General features: G+C 57.9%; 17 protein-coding genes. 8 read left to right on the top strand and 9 right to left on the bottom strand.

Annotated features, from left to right (window positions below; all coding sequences use genetic code 11):
- Positions 1-11 precede the first annotated feature (11 nt).
- The 6 genes from AC5XE7_RS18480 to AC5XE7_RS18455 all read right to left on the bottom strand — a co-directional run bounded on the left by AC5XE7_RS18480 (position 12) and on the right by AC5XE7_RS18455 (position 6,224).
- Positions 12-782, bottom strand: coding sequence for an ABC transporter substrate-binding protein (locus AC5XE7_RS18480; RefSeq protein ID WP_495367131.1), 771 nt, complete (start codon positions 780-782; stop codon positions 12-14).
- A gap of 153 nt (positions 783-935) precedes the next feature.
- Positions 936-1,925: a polysaccharide deacetylase family protein gene (locus tag AC5XE7_RS18475; protein WP_495367130.1), complete on the bottom strand. Its 990-nt coding sequence runs from the start codon at positions 1,923-1,925 to the stop codon at positions 936-938.
- Positions 1,926-2,066: 141 nt separating this feature from the next.
- Positions 2,067-3,137 (bottom strand): arginase family protein, encoded by a 1,071-nt coding sequence (locus tag AC5XE7_RS18470; protein WP_495367129.1) that lies wholly within the window; start codon positions 3,135-3,137, stop codon positions 2,067-2,069.
- A 30-nt stretch (positions 3,138-3,167) separates the two neighbouring features.
- Entirely contained in the window at positions 3,168-4,106 is a 939-nt protein-coding gene (locus AC5XE7_RS18465; RefSeq protein WP_495367128.1) for a type 2 periplasmic-binding domain-containing protein, read from the bottom strand.
- Complete coding sequence (locus AC5XE7_RS18460; protein ID WP_495367127.1) at positions 4,103-5,464, bottom strand: M20 family metallo-hydrolase; 1,362 nt, start codon at positions 5,462-5,464, stop codon at positions 4,103-4,105. Before AC5XE7_RS18460 ends, AC5XE7_RS18465 begins: the two co-directional genes overlap by 4 nt.
- A complete protein-coding gene (locus tag AC5XE7_RS18455) occupies positions 5,388-6,224 on the bottom strand; it encodes a polysaccharide deacetylase family protein (RefSeq protein ID WP_495367126.1) in 837 nt (278 codons plus the stop codon). The genes AC5XE7_RS18460 and AC5XE7_RS18455 overlap by 77 nt, the downstream gene beginning before the upstream one ends.
- 368 nt (positions 6,225-6,592) lie before the next feature.
- On the opposite strand from AC5XE7_RS18455, the gene AC5XE7_RS18450 reads away from it, so the two are divergent.
- Positions 6,593-7,174, top strand: coding sequence for a cupin domain-containing protein (locus tag AC5XE7_RS18450; protein WP_495367125.1), 582 nt, complete (start codon positions 6,593-6,595; stop codon positions 7,172-7,174).
- Positions 7,175-7,697: 523 nt separating this feature from the next.
- Here AC5XE7_RS18450 and AC5XE7_RS18445 read toward each other — a convergent pair.
- Positions 7,698-8,819: an ABC transporter ATP-binding protein gene (locus AC5XE7_RS18445; protein WP_495367124.1), complete on the bottom strand. Its 1,122-nt coding sequence runs from the start codon at positions 8,817-8,819 to the stop codon at positions 7,698-7,700.
- A 231-nt stretch (positions 8,820-9,050) separates the two neighbouring features.
- Positions 9,051-10,130, bottom strand: a complete 1,080-nt coding sequence (locus tag AC5XE7_RS18440; protein ID WP_495367123.1) for an ABC transporter substrate-binding protein — start codon at positions 10,128-10,130, stop codon at positions 9,051-9,053.
- 377 nt (positions 10,131-10,507) lie between these two features.
- Here AC5XE7_RS18440 and AC5XE7_RS18435 point away from each other — a divergent pair, with 377 nt between their 5' ends.
- The 7 genes from AC5XE7_RS18435 (at position 10,508) to AC5XE7_RS18405 (ending at position 18,871) form a co-directional block, all read left to right on the top strand.
- A complete protein-coding gene (locus tag AC5XE7_RS18435; RefSeq protein WP_495367122.1) occupies positions 10,508-11,362 on the top strand; it encodes an ABC transporter permease in 855 nt (284 codons plus the stop codon).
- Positions 11,359-12,162, top strand: a complete 804-nt coding sequence (locus tag AC5XE7_RS18430; RefSeq protein ID WP_495367121.1) for an ABC transporter permease — start codon at positions 11,359-11,361, stop codon at positions 12,160-12,162. Before AC5XE7_RS18435 ends, AC5XE7_RS18430 begins: the two co-directional genes overlap by 4 nt.
- 49 nt (positions 12,163-12,211) lie before the next feature.
- Positions 12,212-13,354, top strand: a complete 1,143-nt coding sequence (locus tag AC5XE7_RS18425; RefSeq protein WP_495367120.1) for a succinylglutamate desuccinylase/aspartoacylase family protein — start codon at positions 12,212-12,214, stop codon at positions 13,352-13,354.
- 604 nt (positions 13,355-13,958) lie between these two features.
- The gene (locus tag AC5XE7_RS18420; protein WP_495367119.1) at positions 13,959-15,212 is read left to right on the top strand and encodes a sarcosine oxidase subunit beta family protein; all 1,254 of its coding nucleotides are present in this window, start codon (positions 13,959-13,961) and stop codon (positions 15,210-15,212) included.
- Positions 15,213-15,220: 8 nt separating this feature from the next.
- The gene (locus AC5XE7_RS18415) at positions 15,221-15,481 is read left to right on the top strand and encodes a sarcosine oxidase subunit delta (protein WP_495367118.1); all 261 of its coding nucleotides are present in this window, start codon (positions 15,221-15,223) and stop codon (positions 15,479-15,481) included.
- Entirely contained in the window at positions 15,481-18,348 is a 2,868-nt protein-coding gene (locus tag AC5XE7_RS18410) for a sarcosine oxidase subunit alpha family protein (RefSeq protein WP_495367117.1), read from the top strand. The genes AC5XE7_RS18415 and AC5XE7_RS18410 overlap by 1 nt, the downstream gene beginning before the upstream one ends.
- On the top strand, positions 18,341-18,871 hold the full coding sequence (locus AC5XE7_RS18405) for a hypothetical protein (RefSeq protein ID WP_495367116.1): 531 nt from the start codon (positions 18,341-18,343) through the stop codon (positions 18,869-18,871). The genes AC5XE7_RS18410 and AC5XE7_RS18405 overlap by 8 nt, the downstream gene beginning before the upstream one ends.
- A gap of 29 nt (positions 18,872-18,900) precedes the next feature.
- On the opposite strand, the gene AC5XE7_RS18400 is transcribed toward AC5XE7_RS18405, so the two are convergent.
- Positions 18,901-19,644: a TetR/AcrR family transcriptional regulator gene (locus AC5XE7_RS18400; protein WP_495367115.1), complete on the bottom strand. Its 744-nt coding sequence runs from the start codon at positions 19,642-19,644 to the stop codon at positions 18,901-18,903.
- Between the last annotated feature and the right edge of the window lie 135 nt (positions 19,645-19,779).

Raw genomic sequence — 19,779 nt, 5'->3', positions numbered from 1 at the left:
AGGAGACGTCCTCATTTGCGAGGCTCGCTGTTGACCAGCACGTGTGGCAATGCGTGCGACGTGAGTTCCCACTTTTCGAAGATCGAGTTGTAGGTCCCGTCAGCTATGAGCTCCTCGATCACGTCTGCAAAGGCATCACGAAAAGCAGAGTCTTCCTTGCGGAAGGCTGCACCATAATAGGCAGTGATCAGGGGTTCGCCTATGAGCCGATAGGCGCCGCCTTCCTGTTTGCTGGTGAAGGGAATGCTCTCTCCGCCCTGCACGCCCGCTACGACACGTCCCTGACGCAACTGCAGGCGCACGTCGGGAGAACTCTCCGATCCGATGATCTCGATCGGGGCATGGCCCGCTGCGACACAGTTCTCGGCATTCCATTTTTCAAGAATGCTGAGATAGCTTGCCGAGCGGATTGTGCCGACGGCTTTGCCGCACAATTCCACCGGATCCTTGTATTCGCTATCGGTCAGAACATAAAACTGCGCTCCGGCCGTCATGTAATTGACGAAGTCCATCGTCTCCCGGCGCTCTTCATTGTCGATCATGCCCGAGAGAATGAAGTCGGTCCGCCCTGTGGTAAGAGCAGGGATCAGCTGATTGAACAATCCATCGGTTCGCTCGACCTTCAGCTGAAGACGATCAGCGATCGCATCGACGAGATCGACGTCGAGCCCTTTGAAGGTGTTGGTTTCCGTGTCGACGAATTCCATCGGAGGAAAGGTCGCATTGATGGAAAGCGTGAACTTTCCGGCATCGCGGATCGATTGGGGGATCTCACCGGCCACAGACAGAGCCGGGAAGGCGATGAGACTGGTCAGGGTAATACCTGCGATTATCAGGCTGCGCATGCTGTTCTCCCATGTTTTGTTTTTTATTAAGTTTCCGCGCTCCCTTCATCCCTTACGGAAGCGCGTATTCCGGCCATGATGTGGCTCTGTTCAGTTCGCCGCGGAGGCGCGCTGGTCATAGATTGCCTTCGCACGGCTTGGCGATACGATCTCGCCGTTATTGGATCTCACATAGTCGAGTATGGAGATCAGGCGCGTTTCGAACTCTGGCTGACCCATTGTGTAGGTATGGCAGACCATCGATACGATCTGTTGCTCGCCTTTTTCGGCAGCGCGCCGCACCACGGCGTCCCAAACACGTTTCATGGCTTCGAGGTTGGAGAATTCGTTGATCATGTAATTCTCGCCAACTACGAAGCGGCGGGAAAGTCCGGGCGCAACGCCGTCCCATGCCCATGGAATTTCGAAGAGCGGGTTCGTTTCTCCATCCTTCGCAATGTCAGATTGGCAGCCACCGGACATGTAATATGCCGAAAGCGGTGCACCGCCCCAGGCTGCGGCCTTTTCGGGCCACACGATTTCCGGCGCGCAGGACAGATCGATCTCAATCTCTGCTTCTTTCAGGATGGCGCCGATATCGGGCGTAAAGCCATGATAGCCGCTGCGATACACTGAAACGGGCAAACCGGCGGCCCGCAGCTTCTGCGCCCGCGAAAGAATAACGTCGCGCATATGTTCGGCGTGATAGTAGCTGCATGAATCCGGGCCTGTTCCGGGCCCCGGGCCGTAAAGGTCCTCTTCCGGATGAATTGCCAGATCAGCCCCGCCCGCGACCAGTTCCCGCCAGAAGGGGATAAACGCGCCCTCGTAAAAACGATCACGATACAGAGATCCTGTCAGAACCGTCCACGCGGCTGCGCCGCCGGCGTGATTGCCGATGATCTCCCGCATGCGCGAGTACTTGGTGAGGATACTGTCGTCCTCCTGATAGGTGGAGACAGGATCAGGATCGCTGTCGACGTTTACGATGAGGAGGACATCTGCGGACATGGTAGCTCCCAACCCTGGATTTTTATCCGGGGACGCCGCCAGTGCCGTCCCCTGCTTGCGCCGCCGCTTATCAACCACGGCTGCGATCACTTCTTCATGGAGTGGTCTGAACTTTTAGTCAAGTTACATTCCAGATAAGAAAGTAACTTGAAAGATCGGCTCGGTACTCGTGCAGGCCGATCTGGCGTTGCCGCCCGATCTGCCTGCACAGTCCAGCCCTGAGTGCTCCGCTTACTTGCCCTGCAACGCGATCTTGCGCTTCGCCAGGCCCGCCATGAAATACATCATTACATAGACGATCACCCGATAGGTGACGGCCGATCCGGGCGGGATGCAGATGAAGGAGAGGCCGTTTCCGCCGCGCAGCCCCACCTCGTGGCCCAGGCGGATTGCCTCGTAGTCCGTCATGCCGATTGGCTCGGCGAGCTCGCCCAGAATATCCCCTTCGCTGGGACCGGCGCCGCCCAGAACATCCATGTCGAAATGCGCGTAAACGGCATCGGTGCCGTCGAAGGCCCGATCCAGCGCCTTGACGGTTCCCTCGATGCCGAGTTCCGTGCGCAGTCGCCACATGGGGATGAAGTCTGTACCCGCCTTCACGAAGCGCCGGATCGTGGCTGGATCTTCCAGCATGCCGCGCTCACCGATCTCGACCAGATGTGCCATCGAGAAATTCGGGCAATCGCGATAAAGCTTGTCTTTCCAGTTGGTGGAGCCGGCCACATGCTCGCTCATGGTTGCCCAGTCGTAAGGCCAGGCGTCCCAGTGGGTGTCGAGGCTGACCATTCCGACCTTCCCTTGAACCGTCTCGGCGATAGGACGGCCGACGGCATAGGATCCACATGGCGAGTTCTGGCCGATGACGATCGGCACAGCTCCGGCTTTCAGAGCCGCCCGCACCTTGACCATCGTGGCCTCCTGGGCTTCCAGGATTTTTTCGGCACGACCGTCATAACTTGTCTCAATAGGGATATCCGCATCTCCGTAGTCGACGACCTTGAGATGCTCAAAAACGTCGAGGTCGAAATCCTGTATGTATCCCGATCGGTAACGGATCGACTGCTGACGCACACGGCGTGTGGCGGAAATCCATTCCTTCTTGTCCACCCCACTGTATTTCTCTCCCCAGCCGGCAACGAAAGGCGCGCCTATGATGACAACATCCGCTCCCTGGATGTCGTCTTCGGTAAGCGCATGACGCACTCCCAGAAATGTAGGCATGTCCTCTTCAATCCGGGGAAAGTGCGTCGTGCGCCAGACCTTGCCCCGGAATGTCTCGTCCCATGTCGGATAGTGCGGCATTGCCCGTTTCCCTTCTTGTCTGGCCGATCTCTAGCGGCGCTCGTTGTGTCCATTAAATACGTCAATGACCTCAGATGCATCGACGAGCCCGCCCTCAATAGAACGGTTGACGTGTCGCCTGATGCTTTCAGTCGCCGCAGCCCGCAATCCGGACATCACCTGCGCAGGAAGGCGTTCGAGGCTGTGCCCCTCTTCCTGCGCAAGAGCCCGTCCGGGCGCAGACCAGGTGTTCCAATAGGCACCAAACCGTGGGGTCAGATCCGCTCCGGAACAGTCGTCAAGTGCCTGCCGTTCGTCGCTGGTCAGTCCGGCGTAGCTGTCAGGATTCATCACCAGATAAAGCGGTGAGACATAGAAGACATCCTCGTAATGGTGCCGGAAAATGTCCTGCGTTCCGGTATAGGCCAGAACGTCCCAGGCCATGATAGCGCCATCGATCTCACCATTGCGTGCAGCCTGACCGATGGCGGGGGGAAGCAGATGCACCGGTTCGGCGCCCGTTGCGCGCATTGCGTCGGCTATCGCTCCGACCGGCGTACGGATCCGCTTGCCCGACAGGTCGTCCAGCGATCTGACCGGCGTATCGCGCATGTGAAGAACACCGCCGCTGTCGGCATGCAGGGCAAGGACGTGCAGGGGCGCGAATTCGCCCTTGAGAAAGATTTCGTGTGCCTTCCAGAGCCGGTCGCTTGCCTGCTGCGAATCTTCGACCAGGAAGGGCAGATTCATCAGATTGGTAAGCGGAAAGCGACCCGGAGGCAGAGACGCAGGCGAATGCGCTATGTCAACAACGCCAGAGGATACCTGACTGAACTGGTTTTCAAGCAGACCCAGCGGATGCCCCTCGCAATTCACCTCAAATTCCAGCGAGGGGCAGACGGCTTGCACTCTGGATATCCAGGGAAGGATGAAATCCACATGCGTGCCGTGGTCGGCCGGCATGTAATGGCTGATTACCAGTCGCGTCACAGTTCCGACCTTTCAGCCAGCGCCATGACGGTTTCAACGAGCACCTGAGTGCCCTGAATCACATGCTCTGGCGCGCAGTGTTCATTTTCATTATGGCTGACGCCATCGCGGCAGGGGACGAAAATCATTCCGGCAGGGCAAAGATCCGCAACGTGGGCTGCATCATGGGTCGCTCCGGAAACAATCCTTCGCGAACTCAACCCCTGATGTTGTGTCGCTGTTTCGATCGTCCTGATCACCCGCGCATCGAACGGCACGGGCGCCTGATAGATAAGGCGGGTCACTTGCACTCCGCTACACAGAAACTCTATCTGCGCCGCGGCTCTTGCCAGCATCTCAGGGTGAGGGTGCCTCACGTCGAGGGTGAATTCGGCTTTCGCCGGGATTGTGTTGATCGATCCTGGCGCCACGGCGATGCAGCCAATGGTGAAGCGCAGGTCATCGATGGCGTTGAGCGCGGTATCGATCTGTGCCATAAGCGAACGGGCGTATGTCAAAGCGTCCTGCCGGCTTTCCATGGGGACCGCTCCCGCATGACCGGCCGTGCCAGACACTCCAATCCTGTACTGAACGAGTCCCTGAATATCGGTAACGATGCCGATCGCGCAGCTCTCCTTCTCAAGGATAGGTCCCTGCTCGATGTGAAGTTCCACATAAGCCTTGTATTTCGCCGCGAGCTCCCGGGCCGACAGATCGATGCCGCAGGATCTCAGGCTCGTCATTGACTGCCGTAGCGATGTCTCAACGGATTCGTCGTCTGAATCCGTTGTCGCCAAGGCGTTTTCCAGCGGGAAATGCCCGGCGTGTACGGCAGCCCCCATCGTGGTGGGATTGAAGCGTGCTCCCTCCTCGTTGCACCATATGGCTATTTCGACAGGCAGGAATGTCCGGTCCGGGCGTCGGGCCAGAACCTCGACGCATTCAAGCGCGGCAATGACCCCCAGCACGCCGTCGAAATTTCCGCCGACCGGCTGTGTATCGAGATGAGAGCCTACGAGAACCGGGGGCTCGTTCGAGCCGGCGTCCCCAAAACGCAGAAACAGATTGCCGATGGGGTCTATAAATGCAGTGCAACCAAGTGCCTGTGCCCAGCCAATGAGCCTGGCCCTGGCCTCTGTTTCTTCCGATGAGAGTGCCAGCCGGCAGACGCCACCGTTCTCCAGTCTCCCGATACGGGAGATCTCCTCCAGCCGGCTCAATACCCGCGCGCCGTCAACGGTACGTCCCTGATTTGACATGTCCTGAATGAAACCTTGCAAGATGATGGGTGCAGTCACTGCTTCAGCCGGGCGTACCGGTTGGCAGCGGACCAGAGAAGAAAGGAATGCGATCCGTCCTTGGCTGCCAGCGGCCAGCATCAATCAGTCCCCGGCAATGGCGGGCAATTTCGGACATGGTCGCGAACCAGACACCACCCTTCTGCTGCATGTAGGTCAGCAGTTCGTCGATCATCTCGGCGCGGGCCAGTCGGCCCGAAAGGAAGGGGTGCCAGACGGTGACCAGCATGCCATTGTGGCGCCAGGCAGCATCGAATTCCGCCTTGTACATCTCAAGCGCTGCGGCGGGCGAAGCAATCGGCATCATGTAGCCAAAATCCGGCAGGCATGCGAACTTGGTCCAGTCATCCAGCGTGATGTCGGTCGGCAGTTCAATCAGAGTGCGTGTGTCGTCGCCAATGAGGTACGGCACATCATCGCCGAAAAGCGAGGAATCATACTCAAAGCCTGCGTCAAGCAGATATGAAAGCGTTTGACGGGAGTGCTGGAACGCGGGAGCGCGATAGCCCACTGGCCGGGCACCGCTCGCCCTCTGAATGGCCTCGATGCCGGCCTGAAGGCTCTCTCTCTCCGCCTCAGGCGTCTGCACATTGGGGCGTGCGTGGGCGTAGCCGTGATGGGCAATTTCATGCCCGCCTTTGAGAATCTGCTCTATCATCGCCGGATACTGATCGACACACCAGCCCGGGATAAAGAAAGTCTGCCGGATATTGTGGGCCGCAAAAATCCTGAGCAACCTCGGCATGGCCACCATCGGTTCGTAACGGAACTGCGCCGCCAATGCCACCTGATCCGGTGCAGAATCCGGAAACCGCCGGTGGACCAGCGTCTCGCCATCCACATCGAACGATATGCACACCGCGCAGCGGGCGCCGTTCGGCCATTGCGGAGCAGAATCGATTAATTTCAATGTCATACTCGGCGAGGCTCCTGTATATTACGGATCATTCGAAGAGCGCGCGTACGATGCTCTCAGGAAGCTCCACGGCATGCGATCATCCCAGAGCCCGCGTGAACAAATGAGAGGCCCGCTTGCATCAGAGGAGAGCCCCGATGGATCTTCAAAATCGGAAACCGCTTTGGCAGCGGCCATGACAGACAGAGCTGACAAATGCCTCTTTGTCAAGCTACTTTACTTGAGGGCCAGCTGGTGTACATGTAAGCCAGCAGCCTCGAAATCCATTTTCAGCAAGCAGGAGACCGTGAGATTTGGCCCAGGACGTGGATAAAATTCATATCGGCGGACGCCTGCGACATGCACGCAAGATCAAGGGCATGAGCATGAAGCAGGTCGCTGATCTCGTCGATTGTTCAGAAAGTTTCGTTTCGAAGCTGGAACGTGACAAGGTTCAGCCTTCCCTGACCCTGCTGCATCGGCTGGTCGCTGTGCTGGGTATCAACGTATCGAATCTGTTCGATACGGATCACAGTGGGGAAGAGCCGGTTTTCATCGTGCGCAGCGGAAGACGCCCCCGAATTCAGATGAATACGCGGCCTAACTCCAGCGGAGTGTTGCTTGAGCAGGTCGTCCCCCTGGGTCCAAAGTCATTGCTGCAGGCGAATATCCACATTGTGGCTCCGCAGGGTGGCGGTCACGACGCCATCAGTCATGTTGGAGAGGAGATGGGGTTTGTTCTCGAAGGTATGATCGACCTACATGTCATGGACCGAACCTACCGGTTGTCAGCAGGAGATTCGTTCATGTTCCAGTCTGAATTACCGCATGCATACAACAATCCGGGGGAGACTGAAGCCTATGTACTTTGGGTAAATACTCCACCTACTTTCTAGAGATGTGTTGAGATATTTCATTTTCGGATCAGTTGCATTTCTTCCCGAGCGAAGAAGGCGAGGATAGGGGTTTGCCTGACCGAGGGTGAGCACTCGGGAAGGGGTTCTCTTGCAAGATGTGCGCGAAAACCGCGTTCTGACCGCGCCATGGTGTTTTCGTTATGACATGTCGTATGCTGTGCGGGTTGGTGGCTGCCCAATGCTGCGGCAAGTGTACATGCTCCATGTCCTGTTTCGGCAACGGGCAGGCCCTGTTGTGGGCGGGTAGCGGAAGTTCTGCGGCCGATGCTTAAAACCCTGCCGTTTAGAAGCTCAGCCTGATTGCATGTTAAAGGCCCGGACGGGAACACGGCAGATGAAATATGCCGGATGCCCGGCATCCGGTCGAAGTGCTGGTTTCCGGGTTGCTATTCCATTCGGCTTTCTTCGTCACATAAGCGCAATCGAAGCGGATATCCGGACGCATCCGCTCGTCGCCATCCGATGAAACTGGCTGCTTATTTGGTTTCCAGTTCAGCGGTACTTAAGCTTCCGATACAATAACCGCTGCATCTGCCGACCATGACACCCATACAGCATTGCCGGTTTCGGGAAGAATTTCGGTGCTCCAGGTCGGGATTGTCAGCATGAGGTCGCCGGCCTCCTGCGTCCTGACGGCAATATGGAAGCTGGCCCCGGTATAGCTTACCGAGATTACCCGGCCAGGTAATCTATTACAGCGCTCCTGCGGCTCCTGATCATGTAGCTCCATGCGTTCGGGTCGGAGCGCAAGCAGTACCGGATTGTCAACTGACAGAGGGGCAGCAGGGGGGATCTGCTGAAAAACACGGTCGTTCAGGCGGCAATGAACCATTCCGCTTTCAAGAGAGGAAACCGTGCAGGAGAGAAAATTGCTCTTCCCGAGAAAATCGGCAACGAACCGGCTGACTGGCTTGTCGTAAAGCGCCTTCGGGCTGCCGACCTGGACGATCGCCCCGTTGCGCATGATGGCAACGCGGTCCGACATCGTCAAAGCTTCTTCCTGATCATGCGTCACATTGATGAAGGTCTTTCCGACCTCACGGTGCAACTGTTTCAGCTCGTCCTGCAAGTCATGACGCAGGCGCTTGTCGAGGGCGCTCAGCGGCTCGTCAAGAAGCAATAAATCCGGAGAGAAGACGATTGCACGTGCCAGTGCGACACGCTGCTGCTGGCCGCCTGAAAGCTGACTGGGAAGCCTGTCGGCCAGGTGCGCCATTTGCACTTGTTCCAGGACCTTGCTCACCCTGAGATGGGACTCTGCTCGCGAAATGCCTCGCGCCTTTAACGGGAAGGCGACGTTGTCGGCAACCGAAAGGTGGGGAAACAGCGCATATCCCTGAAACACCATCCCGAAATTGCGACGCTCTGGCAGCAGGTTGGTGATGACTTGCTCTCCAAGCACAATTTCTCCGGATGTCGGCTGAACGAAACCCGCGATCATCATCAACAGTGTGGTCTTGCCGGATCCCGACGGGCCGAGCAAAGTAAGAAATTCTCCGCTCCTGACCTCGAGATCAACCGAATCCACGGCATGCATCTGACCATAGGTCTTGGTAATGCCCCGTGCCGTCAATGTTTGCGCGAGGCGCGATCCAGATGCTTCTGCGGCATTCGTTTCGATCATGAAAGAACCTTGTTCTGTGGCTGCCGGCCCCGTCTTTGAAGGCAATCGGCGGGATGTCTGCGGCTGCGACCGCCAGGGAGAAGGAGCCGGGGCGTGCGTGGCGCTCATCGCGCCGGATGTCAGGGCCGCTGTGTTGGGGAAACAGAAAGCCAACACAGCGGCAGGGTGCTGGCATGAGCCCGGCGGCGATCGGAATGCCGCCGCCGGTTTCTTTTTATTGCGCCGTGCCGATCACGACGCGATGAAGTCAAGATATTGATCGTTTAGCCGGATCTGGTTCTTGCCATACCATTCAGCGTCCATTTTGGCCTGAAGCTTGGCATTGTCCGGATGGCCCGGATCAAGCGGTACGAGTTCGGCTGGAAGCAGCGTTGCTGCGTCGGGGTTGGCCGGACTGCCATTCATCATCTTGAACAGCTCAATCTGCCGTTCCGGGTTCTGAGCCCATGCGATAAAGCGGAAGGCATCCTTGCCGGCCGGGTTACCCTTCGGCACGGCCCACACGCCCGGGCAAAGCAAGCCCTGGTTCCAGGTCCATACGCACCGGCCGCCTGTGTCTTCTTTCAGGGCATTCACGCGGGTGCTCCACATTGCGCCCATCGTCACTTCGCCTTCGCGGAGCATTTGCTGGCTTTCGGCTCCGTTCGCCCAGAAGAAGCAGTCCTTCTTGATCTCTTTCAGCTTGTTGAAAGCGCGCTTTTCGTCGATCGGATAGAGTTTGTCGATTGGCACGCCATCAGCCATGAGCGCGATCTCGAGCATACCCTCCACCCCTTTGCGCAGGGCGCGCTTGCCGGGGAAATCTTTCAGGTTCCAGAAATCGGCCCACGTCTTTGGCTGATTGTCCTTCAAAGCCACCTGATCGTAATCGAGAACGTAGCTGAAAAGATAATTGGCGATGGCGTATTTGTAAGCGAAGCCTTCCGGCACCTTGGATTTGTCGACGATCGAATAGTCGATCTCCTCAAGATATCCTTCCTCGCCGAGCTGAACCACTGCGGTGCCCGTATCCATCACGTCCCATGTGATGCTGCCGGATTCCACCATGGCTTTGATTTTGCCGCCCGATGTTCCGCTGCCATCGCTGGCGCCGGCAATGCCGGTCTCTGCTGCAAAGCTATCCAGGAAAGCGGCAGCCAATGCTTTGCCGGCATCGCCACCCCAGCTTGCGAGCACGAGTTCGTTTGCACCTGCGAGTGCTTTTCCCATCATCAGCGGCGTCATGCCGGCTGCTGCACAAAGGGAAAGGAAAGTTCGGCGATCAGGGTTCAGGCCGCTTCCGGTCCCGAACATTTCTTTCTTGTAAGACATATGGGTTCTCCGCCATAATCTGATACTACCGTCATTTTCCATGACGGCAAGTTGCTTTCCCCTTTGGCAAGCACTCAATTCTAGCCGCCCCGACACCACACAGGGTCATGGTCACATGTTTCCCGCGGGGACCTTACATCGAAAACCTTCAGGAACATGGCTTTTGCGTAAAGGGTGACGATAACTGTACCAGCACAATCCATCAGGTCAAGTAGCTTGACTAAATGGCAAGATGGAGTCTAGTAAAAAATTGGTCGAGCAGGAACATGCTGGTTGTCCGGAATCCGGAGCAGCCGCTGCATGTGGACTGAATGAGGAGACTCTGCAGTGCAAAATGAACAATCCCGAACGCCTGCGCCAGGAAGAGGGCGTCCGTCATGAAGGGCCTTTTTCCGCTGCCTGCTTTAAAGGCCTCCTACTGGATGTTCGTACTGCCCGCGCTCCTTCTTCTGCTCGGCTTCTACGTCGTGCCGGTTCTCGGAGTGTTGTGGCTGAGCTTCACTGTTCCGGAACCCGGTCTGGGCAATTATGAAATGTTGTTCACCAACCAGACCATTGCGAAAGTTCTGATCGTCACCATACGTGTTTGCGTCATATCGACGATTATTACGCTCGCTGCGGGTTATGTGGTTGCCTACATCCTCGTTCATGTCAGCGCGCGGCAGCGGCAGTTGCTGTTGTTTTTCGTTCTTTTGCCGTTCTGGCTGTCGGTACTGGTGCGCTCCTTTGCCTGGCTGATACTGCTTGGGCGTCAGGGCGTTGTGAATGATACTCTGATGAGCCTCGGCCTGATCGATCAGCCATTGTCGTTGGTGCGCAATGAGCTGGGCGTCATCATCGGCATGATTCATTATATGCTGCCCTATGCCGTTCTGCCGCTCTATGCGGGTATGCGCGGTATAGATCAGCGGTTGGTTTTGGCGGCCAGAGGCCTGGGGCTTGGGCCCGTCGGCTCCTTCTTCAGGGTCTTCCTTCCTCTCAGCCTTCCGGGTGCGGTCAGCGCGGCTGTCCTGGTTTTTGTGATGTCTCTCGGTTTTTACATTACGCCTGCCATCCTTGGTGGTGGCAAGACGGTGATGATTGCTGAGTACATTGCCTTCAACATCCTTGAGAATGTGCGGTGGGAAATGGCGACAATGCTGGCCTCCGTTCTTCTGGTGACGATTTTTGCCATTCTCTTTGCTGTTTCGCGGTTCTTCGATCTGCGCCGTATGTTCGGAGCCGCCACATGAGTGAGTTGCGCAAAAGCCGCTGGTATGGCGCTGTACTTGTTCTTGCCTGGCTGGTGGCCGCTTATCTCGTGCTGCCCATGGTAATTGTGCTGCCGGTTTCGCTGACGGATCAACGTTTTCTGTCGCTGCCGCATCATGGCATCTCGTTCAGGCACTATGAGGCGCTTGTGGACAACCCAGTCTGGTTGGCCAGTATGGGGCGGAGCTTTATCGTTGCCAGCATTTCCATGGTGTTCACAGTTGCTCTGGGAACTTTCGCTGCGATTGGCTGCTGGCGTATTGCGTCCCGCACGTCAGAACTGGTCCGCGCCATTCTCCTTTTGCCGATGATTGTTCCTTCGATCGTGCATGCTCTCGGCATCTATCGCATGTGGATCGACCTCAATATTGTCGACAGCTTCTTTGGAGTGATCCTCGCGAATACGATCACCGGCATTCCTATGGTCGTTATCGCCGTTTCCGCCGCTCTGTCTAACTTCGACGTCAGGCTCGAGCGGGCGGCGCGAAATCTTGGCGCCACGATGTGGCAGACGATGCGATGGGTGATCCTGCCCAACATCAAGGCCGGAATAGCGGCCGGGGCGGTCTTCGCATTTATTCACGCCTGGGACGAGATCGTGGTTCTGCTTTTCATCGGTGGACGTAAGATCTACCTGCTTCCCCGCGCGATCTGGGACGGCGTTCACGAAAACATTGACCCCGCCATCGCGAGCATCGCCACCATTCTCATTCTTCTTACTCTGCTGATCATGCTGGTGGAGCGCTGGGTGAGAGCACGAGCAGCACGGGCGGCGTCGTGAAGGCGATGTGGAGCTGACGGGAAACCTTCTGAGGTCAGATCAGGTGAGTATGACAAAGCATATCGAGAATATCCCGCTGCTGCCCGGCCACATCGGAGCTTCGCGTTCCCTCAAGGTCATCCGCTACGGTCGTGCGGGTGCGCGGCCAAAGGCGTACATACAAGCATCGCTTCACGCAGATGAAATTCCACCGATGCTGGTACAGCATCACCTCATCAGGCTGCTCGACGAAAGCGATCGGGCAGGTCGCATCCGTGGCGAAGTCATCGTTGTTCCCGTCGCCAACCCGGTGGGGGTAACTCAGGTTCTGCACGGCGCGCTTCTTGGACGCTTCGATTTGCCGAGTGGCGTCAACGCCAATCGAAACTGGCCCGATCTCTACGATGGTCTGCCTGATCGTGTGCGACCGCTTCTCACCCAGGATGCGCAGGAAAACACTGCTCTTGTGCGCGCTGCGATGGCCGACACGCTGTCGCAGATCAAGCCCAATTCCGAAATGGGCAGCCTGCGCCTTGCGCTGGCGAGGCTGGCTTTCGATGCCGATATTGTGCTCGACCTGCACTGTGACATGGAAGCAGTGCTGCACTTGTTCATGCATTCAGCCTTGTCGCCGCCCGGCGTCGATCTGGCCGCCGAAATCGGAAGCCAGGCGACGATGCTGGCTGAAATTGCCGGTAACGGTACATTCGAACATGCTTTTTCGGCACCCTGGATCAAGCTCGCAGATGAACTACAAAGCTCGTTTCCATTGCCTCTCGCATGTTTTGCAGCCACCGTGGAATATCGCGGCTCGGCTGATGTCGATGACAGCTTCGCGCGGCCTGATGCTGAGGCGCTGTTCAGGTTCCTGAGACGACGCGGCCTTATAGAGGGGGAGGCTCTTCCTCTGCCACCACTGGTTTCCGCACCACGGTCAGCAGCCTGCTGCGATACTATCCGGTCTCCGGTCGCCGGTATCATAGCCTATAAGGTTTCGCTGGGAGACAGCGTGTCGAAGGGCCAGACGATTGCCGAACTTGTCGACCCTCTGGCGGATGATCCTGAGCAGGCACGCCTGCCGATAAAGTCAGCTACTGACGGCATAGTTATCTCACGCAGGCCGGATCGGCTGATTCAGCCTGGCCGTATCGTTGCCCGCGTCCTTGGCGAAGAGCCCCTGGCTCATCGGAAAGGCATGATGCTCGACGACTAAAGTCCGGAAGGAGAGTTTTCTGGCCACCCGGTTTCTCTCAGGAGATATCACCTTCACGGCGTCGACGAGCTTCAATCAAGCCTGCCATTCCCGGCTGGAACTTCCCAATCGTGATCCCCCATGGGGAAGGATGGTTCCCGTGAGAACATCTAAGTTTGCGGGTCAACCATCGCTGCATACTTAAGCTGGGTTCAGGTCTGGCCGCTCGTATTGGGGCCCACGGCAAAGCGGCGCTGTCGCAGGCAGGAGACTGCGGCTGTCAGAAGCGTTATGGCAAATAACCCCCACCCCGCTGACCTGATGTGAATTGGTAGCCGCCATACCTCTGGTCAGCGGGGTGGGGGTTATTTGCCGCGGGAAACGAAAGAGCCGTTTCCGAAACCTGAAACAGGCCCGGCCGCTTCCCGTGAAAGTGGAGAGCCCGCTTTCTGAAAAAACGTCGCCGCTTACAACAGCACAGGTGGCTGTCGTCTTTTTCATGCCCTCTGGACATAAGTGTCCAGTAGAATTAAATCAGCTTGATGTAACCGGAGGAAGCGTTGTGCCGAAGCCTGCCATATCGGGGGTGGCTTTCGGTATCGCAGGATGGTGCGGGGAGACTTGAATGACGCGACGCTACTCGGCTCTTTCGCTGTTTGTAGAAGGCATGGCGGGCCAGAAGGGCTGGCAGCAGGCCTGGAGATCGCCCCAGCCCAAAGCCAGATATGATGCCGTCATCATCGGCGGCGGCGGGCATGGTCTGGCGACGGCTTATTATCTTGCCCGCACACATGGCATCACCAACGTCGCGGTCATTGAAAAGGGCTGGATTGGCGGCGGTAACACCGGCCGCAATACAACGGTCGTGCGTTCAAATTACTACTACCGGGAAAGCGCTGATCTCTACGATCTGGCGTTGCGCCTTTATGAAGGCCTGTCGGAGGAACTGAACTACAACATCATGCTGTCGCAGCGCGGTATGCTCACACTCTGCCACAGCGTGGCCGAGATGGAGATCGCAGCCCGCGCCGTCAATGCAATGCAGATCAATGGCGTTGATGCCGAACTGTTTCAGCCCGAGGATGTACGGCGGGTCGCTCCGATCTTCAACTTCTCGCCTGATGCGCGTTACCCAGTTTTCGGGGCTGTCTGGCAGGGGCGTGGCGGCATTGCACGGCACGACGCGGTGGCTTGGGGTTATGCCCGGGGCGCCAGCAGACTTGGCGTCGACATCATCCAGAATTGCGAGGTTACCGATTTCATCATCGAAGGCGGGCGCTGCTGCGGTGTGAAGACAACGCGTGGCGAAATTCGGGCCGAACGTCTTGGCATGGCCGTTGCCGGACATTCCTCGGTTCTGGCTGCGAAAGCCGGCTTTCGCCTGCCGGTCAATTCCTATGCACTTCAGGCCTGCGTGTCCGAGCCGGTCAAGCCGGTTCTGAATGTCGTTGCATTGTCCCCGGGGCCCGGCGTTTATGTGAGCCAGTCGGACAAGGGCGAGCTGGTTCTTGGCGGTGCGCTGGATCGCATTCCCTCGTATGGCCAGCGCGGGAACCTGCCCACCCTGCAAGGTGTCGTTGCCGGCTTGCTGGAGATGTTCCCGACCTTTGGTCAGTTGCGCATGATGCGACAATGGGCTGGCATCGTCGATGTGGTGCCGGACTCCTCGCCCATTTTCGGCGAGTCTCCTCTGCCTGGCCTCTATCTGAATTGCGGCTGGGGTACGGGTGGTTTCAAGGCCATTCCTGCCGGAGGTGTGTTGCTTGCCCATTTGCTAGCCACGGGCCGGCATCACGACATCAGTCGCCCGTTCGATCTTGATCGCTTCACAACCGGACGTCTCATTGATGAGGCTGCCGGCTCCGGCATTGCGCATTAGGAACCAACATGCAGCTCTTTACCTGTCCCTTCTGCGGTCCGCGCGATGAGACCGAATTTCACTTTGGTGGCGAGGCCGGAAATGTCCGGCCCGATGGCAAAATTCCGGCCTCGCGCTGGACCGATTATCTGCACATGCGCACCAACCCCAAAGGCGTCACGAACGAGGTCTGGGTTCATATGACGTGCGGCGAATTCTTTACTATGGAGCGCAGCAGCGTCGATCACGCCGTCGGCGCTTCTGCACCCATTTCCGGGGAGGGCTTGTGATGGTCGCTGCGCGTCTCGCTTCCGGCGGTGCCGCCCTTGATCGCAGCCGCCGCGTCACATTCACTTTTGATGGCAAGACCATCGAAGGTTTTGCTGGCGACACTGTTGCCTCAGCTCTGCTCGCCGCAAATGTGGTGGTTGTTGGCCGCAGCTTCAAATATCACCGCCCGCGCGGCGTCTGGGGTTCCGGAGTCGAGGAGCCCAACGCACTGATTGATGTCGTGCGTGCCGACCGCCATTCACCCAACAGCCGCGCAACAACTGAGACTATTTGCGACGGTCTGAGCGCGCGCAGCGTCAACGCCGTTCCGAATGCGGCCACCGACCGGAAAGCCTTTATCGACCGCTTTTCGCGCTTCATTCCGGCCGCTTTCTACTACAAGACCTTCATGTGGCCCGACTGGCATCTGTTTGAGCCGCGCATCCGGTCCATGGCGGGGCTGGGCTCTGTCGATCCCCAATGGAGTTCTTCGGGACCTGCTGACCAGATCAATCATCATTGCGATGTTCTGGTCGTGGGTGCAGGTCCAGCTGGCCTCGCCGCAGCCCGTCAGGCCGCAGCCGGCGGAAAATCCGTGATGCTGGTGGACGATGCGCCGGAGCCCGGCGGCTCGCTTCTCCACCGGGAAGCGGAGATTGACGGGAAACCAGCTGCGGACTGGATTGCCTCATCGCTGGCAGAGCTGAATTGTGGCGGGCATATCGTGTTGCCCTCCACGACCGCTTTCGGCATCTATGACCACAATCTGGTGGCGCTCAATCAGCATCATGGTGACGGTCGTCCGGATACGCTCTGGCGTGTTCGGCCTGCGCAGATAGTGCTCGCGGCCGGCGCGATCGAGAGGCCTTTGCCATTCGCCAATAACGACCTGCCCGGCATCATGTCGGCAGACGCGGCGCTGGTTTATCTTCGCCGCTACGCTGTGTTGGCAGGCAAGCGCATTGTTGTCGCCACCAACAACGACAGTGCTCATGAAGTGGCTGCGGCTCTGGCTGGCGCGGGCGCATCGGTAACGCTGGTAGACGTGCGAGGCGAGGTTTCCGCGCCTGCGGGAGTGCCCCTGATTGCCGGATGCAGTGTTGTCGCGGCCCGGGGACGCTTGCGGGTTGAGGGTGTTCAGCTCAGCAACGGAAAGACCCTCCCGGCGGATTGCGTCGCAGTATCAGGGGGATGGACGCCGAGCGTCCATCTGTTCGGTCAGGCTCGGGGTAAGCTGGCTTGGGATGACAGGCGCTGTGCATTCCTGCCCGGTGATCGGGTTCCCGGTATTGAAACCGTCGGGGTTCTGGCCGGCAGTTCGGCGCTTTCCGAGGTTTTTGCGAGTGTGGCAGCCATCAACGGTGGCGAACCGGTGGCCTGCAGCACCGGCTTCGAAGCCAGTGGCGGTGTCACTGCGGCATGGCCAGCTCCTGACCAGAAGGGGCGTGTCTGGATCGACTACCAGAATGACGTGACGGCGAAGGATGTGGAACTCGCGGCCCGTGAAAATTTCGTCTCGGTCGAGCATCTCAAGCGCTACACCACATTGGGCATGGCGACCGATCAGGGTAAGACTTCAAACCTTGCCGGCCTTGCGCTTATGGGGGCGATCACCGGGCGCACCGTTCCTGAAGTCGGAACCACTACCTATCGGCCGCCATTCACGCCGGTTCCCTTTACCAGCTATGCGGGTTCGGTCGGCGGGGAGCTTATGCATCCGGTTCGGCGTCTGCCGCTTGAGAATGTGCATCGCGCGCAGGGTGCCGTTTTTCAGGAATATGGCGGCTGGTTGCGGCCTGCATTTTACGCCCGGGACCAGAAGGAGGCCGACGAGGTCATTCATGATGAGGCAGCCAGGGCACGACGTTCGGTCGCGCTTTTCGACGGTTCGACGCTCGGCAAGATCGAGGTGATCGGACCTAAGGCAGCCGAGTTCGTCGACTTCATCTTCTACAACACCATGTCGACCCTGAAGCCGGGCCGCTGCCGCTATGGATTCATATTGTCGGAGAATGGCGTCGTCTTCGATGATGGCGTTCTGGTGCGGCTGGACGAGCACCGTTTCGTGGTTTCATGTTCGTCCGCCCACGTAGCTGCTGTCCATGCGCGTCTGGAAGAATGGCGCCAGGATCGGTTTTCACGCGAGGCGGTCTACATCCATAACGCAACGGCGCATTGGGCGACCCTCACCGTATCGGGCCCGAACTCGAAAAAACTGCTTGGCGAACTTGGCCTTGGCCTTTCGCTGGAAGACGGTGACCTGCCGCACATGTCTGTTGCGGAAGGTCGTTTCGGCAGCGACCCGATCCGTGTTGCGCGGGTTTCCTTCACCGGCGACCGCTCCTATGAGATTTCGATCGCTGCAGACAGTGCCGAACGGCTCTGGAGTGCTCTTCAGGAAGCTGGCAAGCCGCTAGAGGCCGTCACGATCGGTCTCGAAGCGCTGATGATCCTGCGCGCCGAAAAGGGCTTTATCGTCATCGGAAAGGATACCGACGGCACCACCATGCCTCAGGACCTCGGTGTCGCCGGCCCTCGTGAAAAACGAAAGAGCGAATATATCGGCCGTCGCTCGCTTTTTACGGAGGTTGCCGATGATGCCCGGCGCCTGCAACTTGTGGGTCTGACCGTTCCGGATGGTTCTCCGCCCCTGCCCACAGGAGCCCATGCAATCCGCCATGATGAAGGGCGCCTTCGCAGTCAGGGCTTCGTGACGACCAGCCATATGAGCCCCACGCTTGGCGGACCCGTCGCTCTGGCTCTCATCGAGGGCGGGGCGTCCCGACATGGCGAGATCGTTCAGATGCAGCATCTGGGGATATTGAGAACGGCGACAATTGCAGCGCCCTGTGCATTTGATCCTTCCGGAGAGCGGCTTCATGCGTAATCTTGCTGAGAAATGGACCGCTCCGCCCAACTGGACAACGGCCGAGATTACAATCCCCGGTCTCGTCGTGAAAACCCGTCCGGGTCTTTTCCAGAACATCGTCAGCGGCAATCTTGCCGGGTGGGCACAGGCAGCAAAAATGCCGGCAGTGGGCGTTGGCGCATTCAGCCCGGCTTCTGGCGAAGCTTATTGCGCACAAATCGCACGGGATCGTTTGCTGGCAGTTACCGCCAGACCGCTCGAGGTGGCCTCGGGGTGGCACGAAGCGGGGTTCGCGGTCACGCCGGTCAGCGCGGGCCTGCATGTTTTCGCCATAAGGGGTGAGGCCACTTCTGAGCTCATCGCCCGGGCATCGACGCTGGCACCTGAAACGCACAGTGCGTCCTCCGCATTGATGTTTGGCGGCGTCAGCGCGATTGTCTATCGCCATGACGAGGATCTGCTCGTTCATGTTGATCGCGGATTGGCGACCTATCTGTGGGTGTGGATGCAGAAAGCCGCCGCCAATATTTCCATGGCCTGAAGCGATTTTGCATCAAGGCATGCACAGCGTTACGTGTGGATGCTGGCGAGGTTCTCGCGGTAGAGATTATACCTCGCGATAAACTCGCCGAAAACGGCGATGTCCTCCGGGGTCGCCTCTGTTCCGGAAAAGGCCAGAAGATAGGCCGGGACATGTGAAACGCGAACGTCCAGCGCTTCATCCAGATCGAGCGTGTAGTGGCCTATCTGCATGAAGTACAGGACCCGAGCACGGATAAAGGCATTCTCTTCATCGTAGCCATAACGGCTGTACATGGCGGTGATTGCCCTGATGCGCTGCTCATCTGCCTGATCAATCACAGAGTGAATGGAAGAATCCCGCCGTGCCCAGATACGGATCGCAATGTCGAGCTGAGGGTCGAAGATGCGTTCATCCACCCAGCATTGAAACACGTTCAGTATCGCCTGATTGATATTGGGTGCCGGCTGCAACGCGCGTTCGACGATAGGGTTGGTGTTTTTGTGCAGCCAGTCATCGAGCAATTGCCGGTGAAGATCCTCCAGGCTTTCAAAGAACCAGTAGAAGCTCGAGCGTGAGACATTGAGCTTCCTGGCCATGGCCTGAATTTTCACCTGGTCGATTCCGTCGTCGATCAGTGTGGAGCGCGCCAGATCCAGCCAGATTTGCTTTGACACCCTGCTGTTGCCGGAAGGTGCAGTGCCCGATTTATCATCTTGCGGGGACTCTATCGCGGCTTGTTTTTGCTTGCGTAAAGACACCGGCTCATCTCCGTTTTTTATTTTATAGCTCAACTAATCTTCGTGATACAATCCCGACTCCGCTCTGTAATCAGCATTCACTAATGTACATTTATGTCTAGACAGATGCCGGTTTCCCTGTAAGGTATTCTGAAGCGTGGATTTTCCCTCGCCCGTCGAGACAGTCTC

It is taken from the genome of Aquamicrobium sp. YD-1-mutant5 (assembly GCF_059509755.1).
This window is presented reverse-complemented; position numbering and strand designations above follow the sequence as displayed.

Excerpts from the sequence above, each read along its gene's own strand:
- AC5XE7_RS18470 (WP_495367129.1), bottom strand. The coding sequence starts at position 3,137 with ATGCCGCACTATCCGACATGGGACGAGACATTCCGGGGCAAGGTCTGG.
- AC5XE7_RS18460 (WP_495367127.1), bottom strand. The coding sequence starts at position 5,464 with ATGCTGGCCGCTGGCAGCCAAGGACGGATCGCATTCCTTTCTTCTCTG.
- AC5XE7_RS18445 (WP_495367124.1), bottom strand. The coding sequence starts at position 8,819 with ATGATCGAAACGAATGCCGCAGAAGCATCTGGATCGCGCCTCGCGCAA.
- AC5XE7_RS18440 (WP_495367123.1), bottom strand. The coding sequence starts at position 10,130 with ATGTCTTACAAGAAAGAAATGTTCGGGACCGGAAGCGGCCTGAACCCT.
- AC5XE7_RS18435 (WP_495367122.1), top strand. The coding sequence starts at position 10,508 with ATGAAGGGCCTTTTTCCGCTGCCTGCTTTAAAGGCCTCCTACTGGATG.
- AC5XE7_RS18430 (WP_495367121.1), top strand. The coding sequence starts at position 11,359 with ATGAGTGAGTTGCGCAAAAGCCGCTGGTATGGCGCTGTACTTGTTCTT.
- AC5XE7_RS18425 (WP_495367120.1), top strand. The coding sequence starts at position 12,212 with ATGACAAAGCATATCGAGAATATCCCGCTGCTGCCCGGCCACATCGGA.
- AC5XE7_RS18420 (WP_495367119.1), top strand. The coding sequence starts at position 13,959 with ATGACGCGACGCTACTCGGCTCTTTCGCTGTTTGTAGAAGGCATGGCG.
- AC5XE7_RS18415 (WP_495367118.1), top strand. The coding sequence starts at position 15,221 with ATGCAGCTCTTTACCTGTCCCTTCTGCGGTCCGCGCGATGAGACCGAA.
- AC5XE7_RS18410 (WP_495367117.1), top strand. The coding sequence starts at position 15,481 with ATGGTCGCTGCGCGTCTCGCTTCCGGCGGTGCCGCCCTTGATCGCAGC.
- AC5XE7_RS18405 (WP_495367116.1), top strand. The coding sequence starts at position 18,341 with ATGCGTAATCTTGCTGAGAAATGGACCGCTCCGCCCAACTGGACAACG.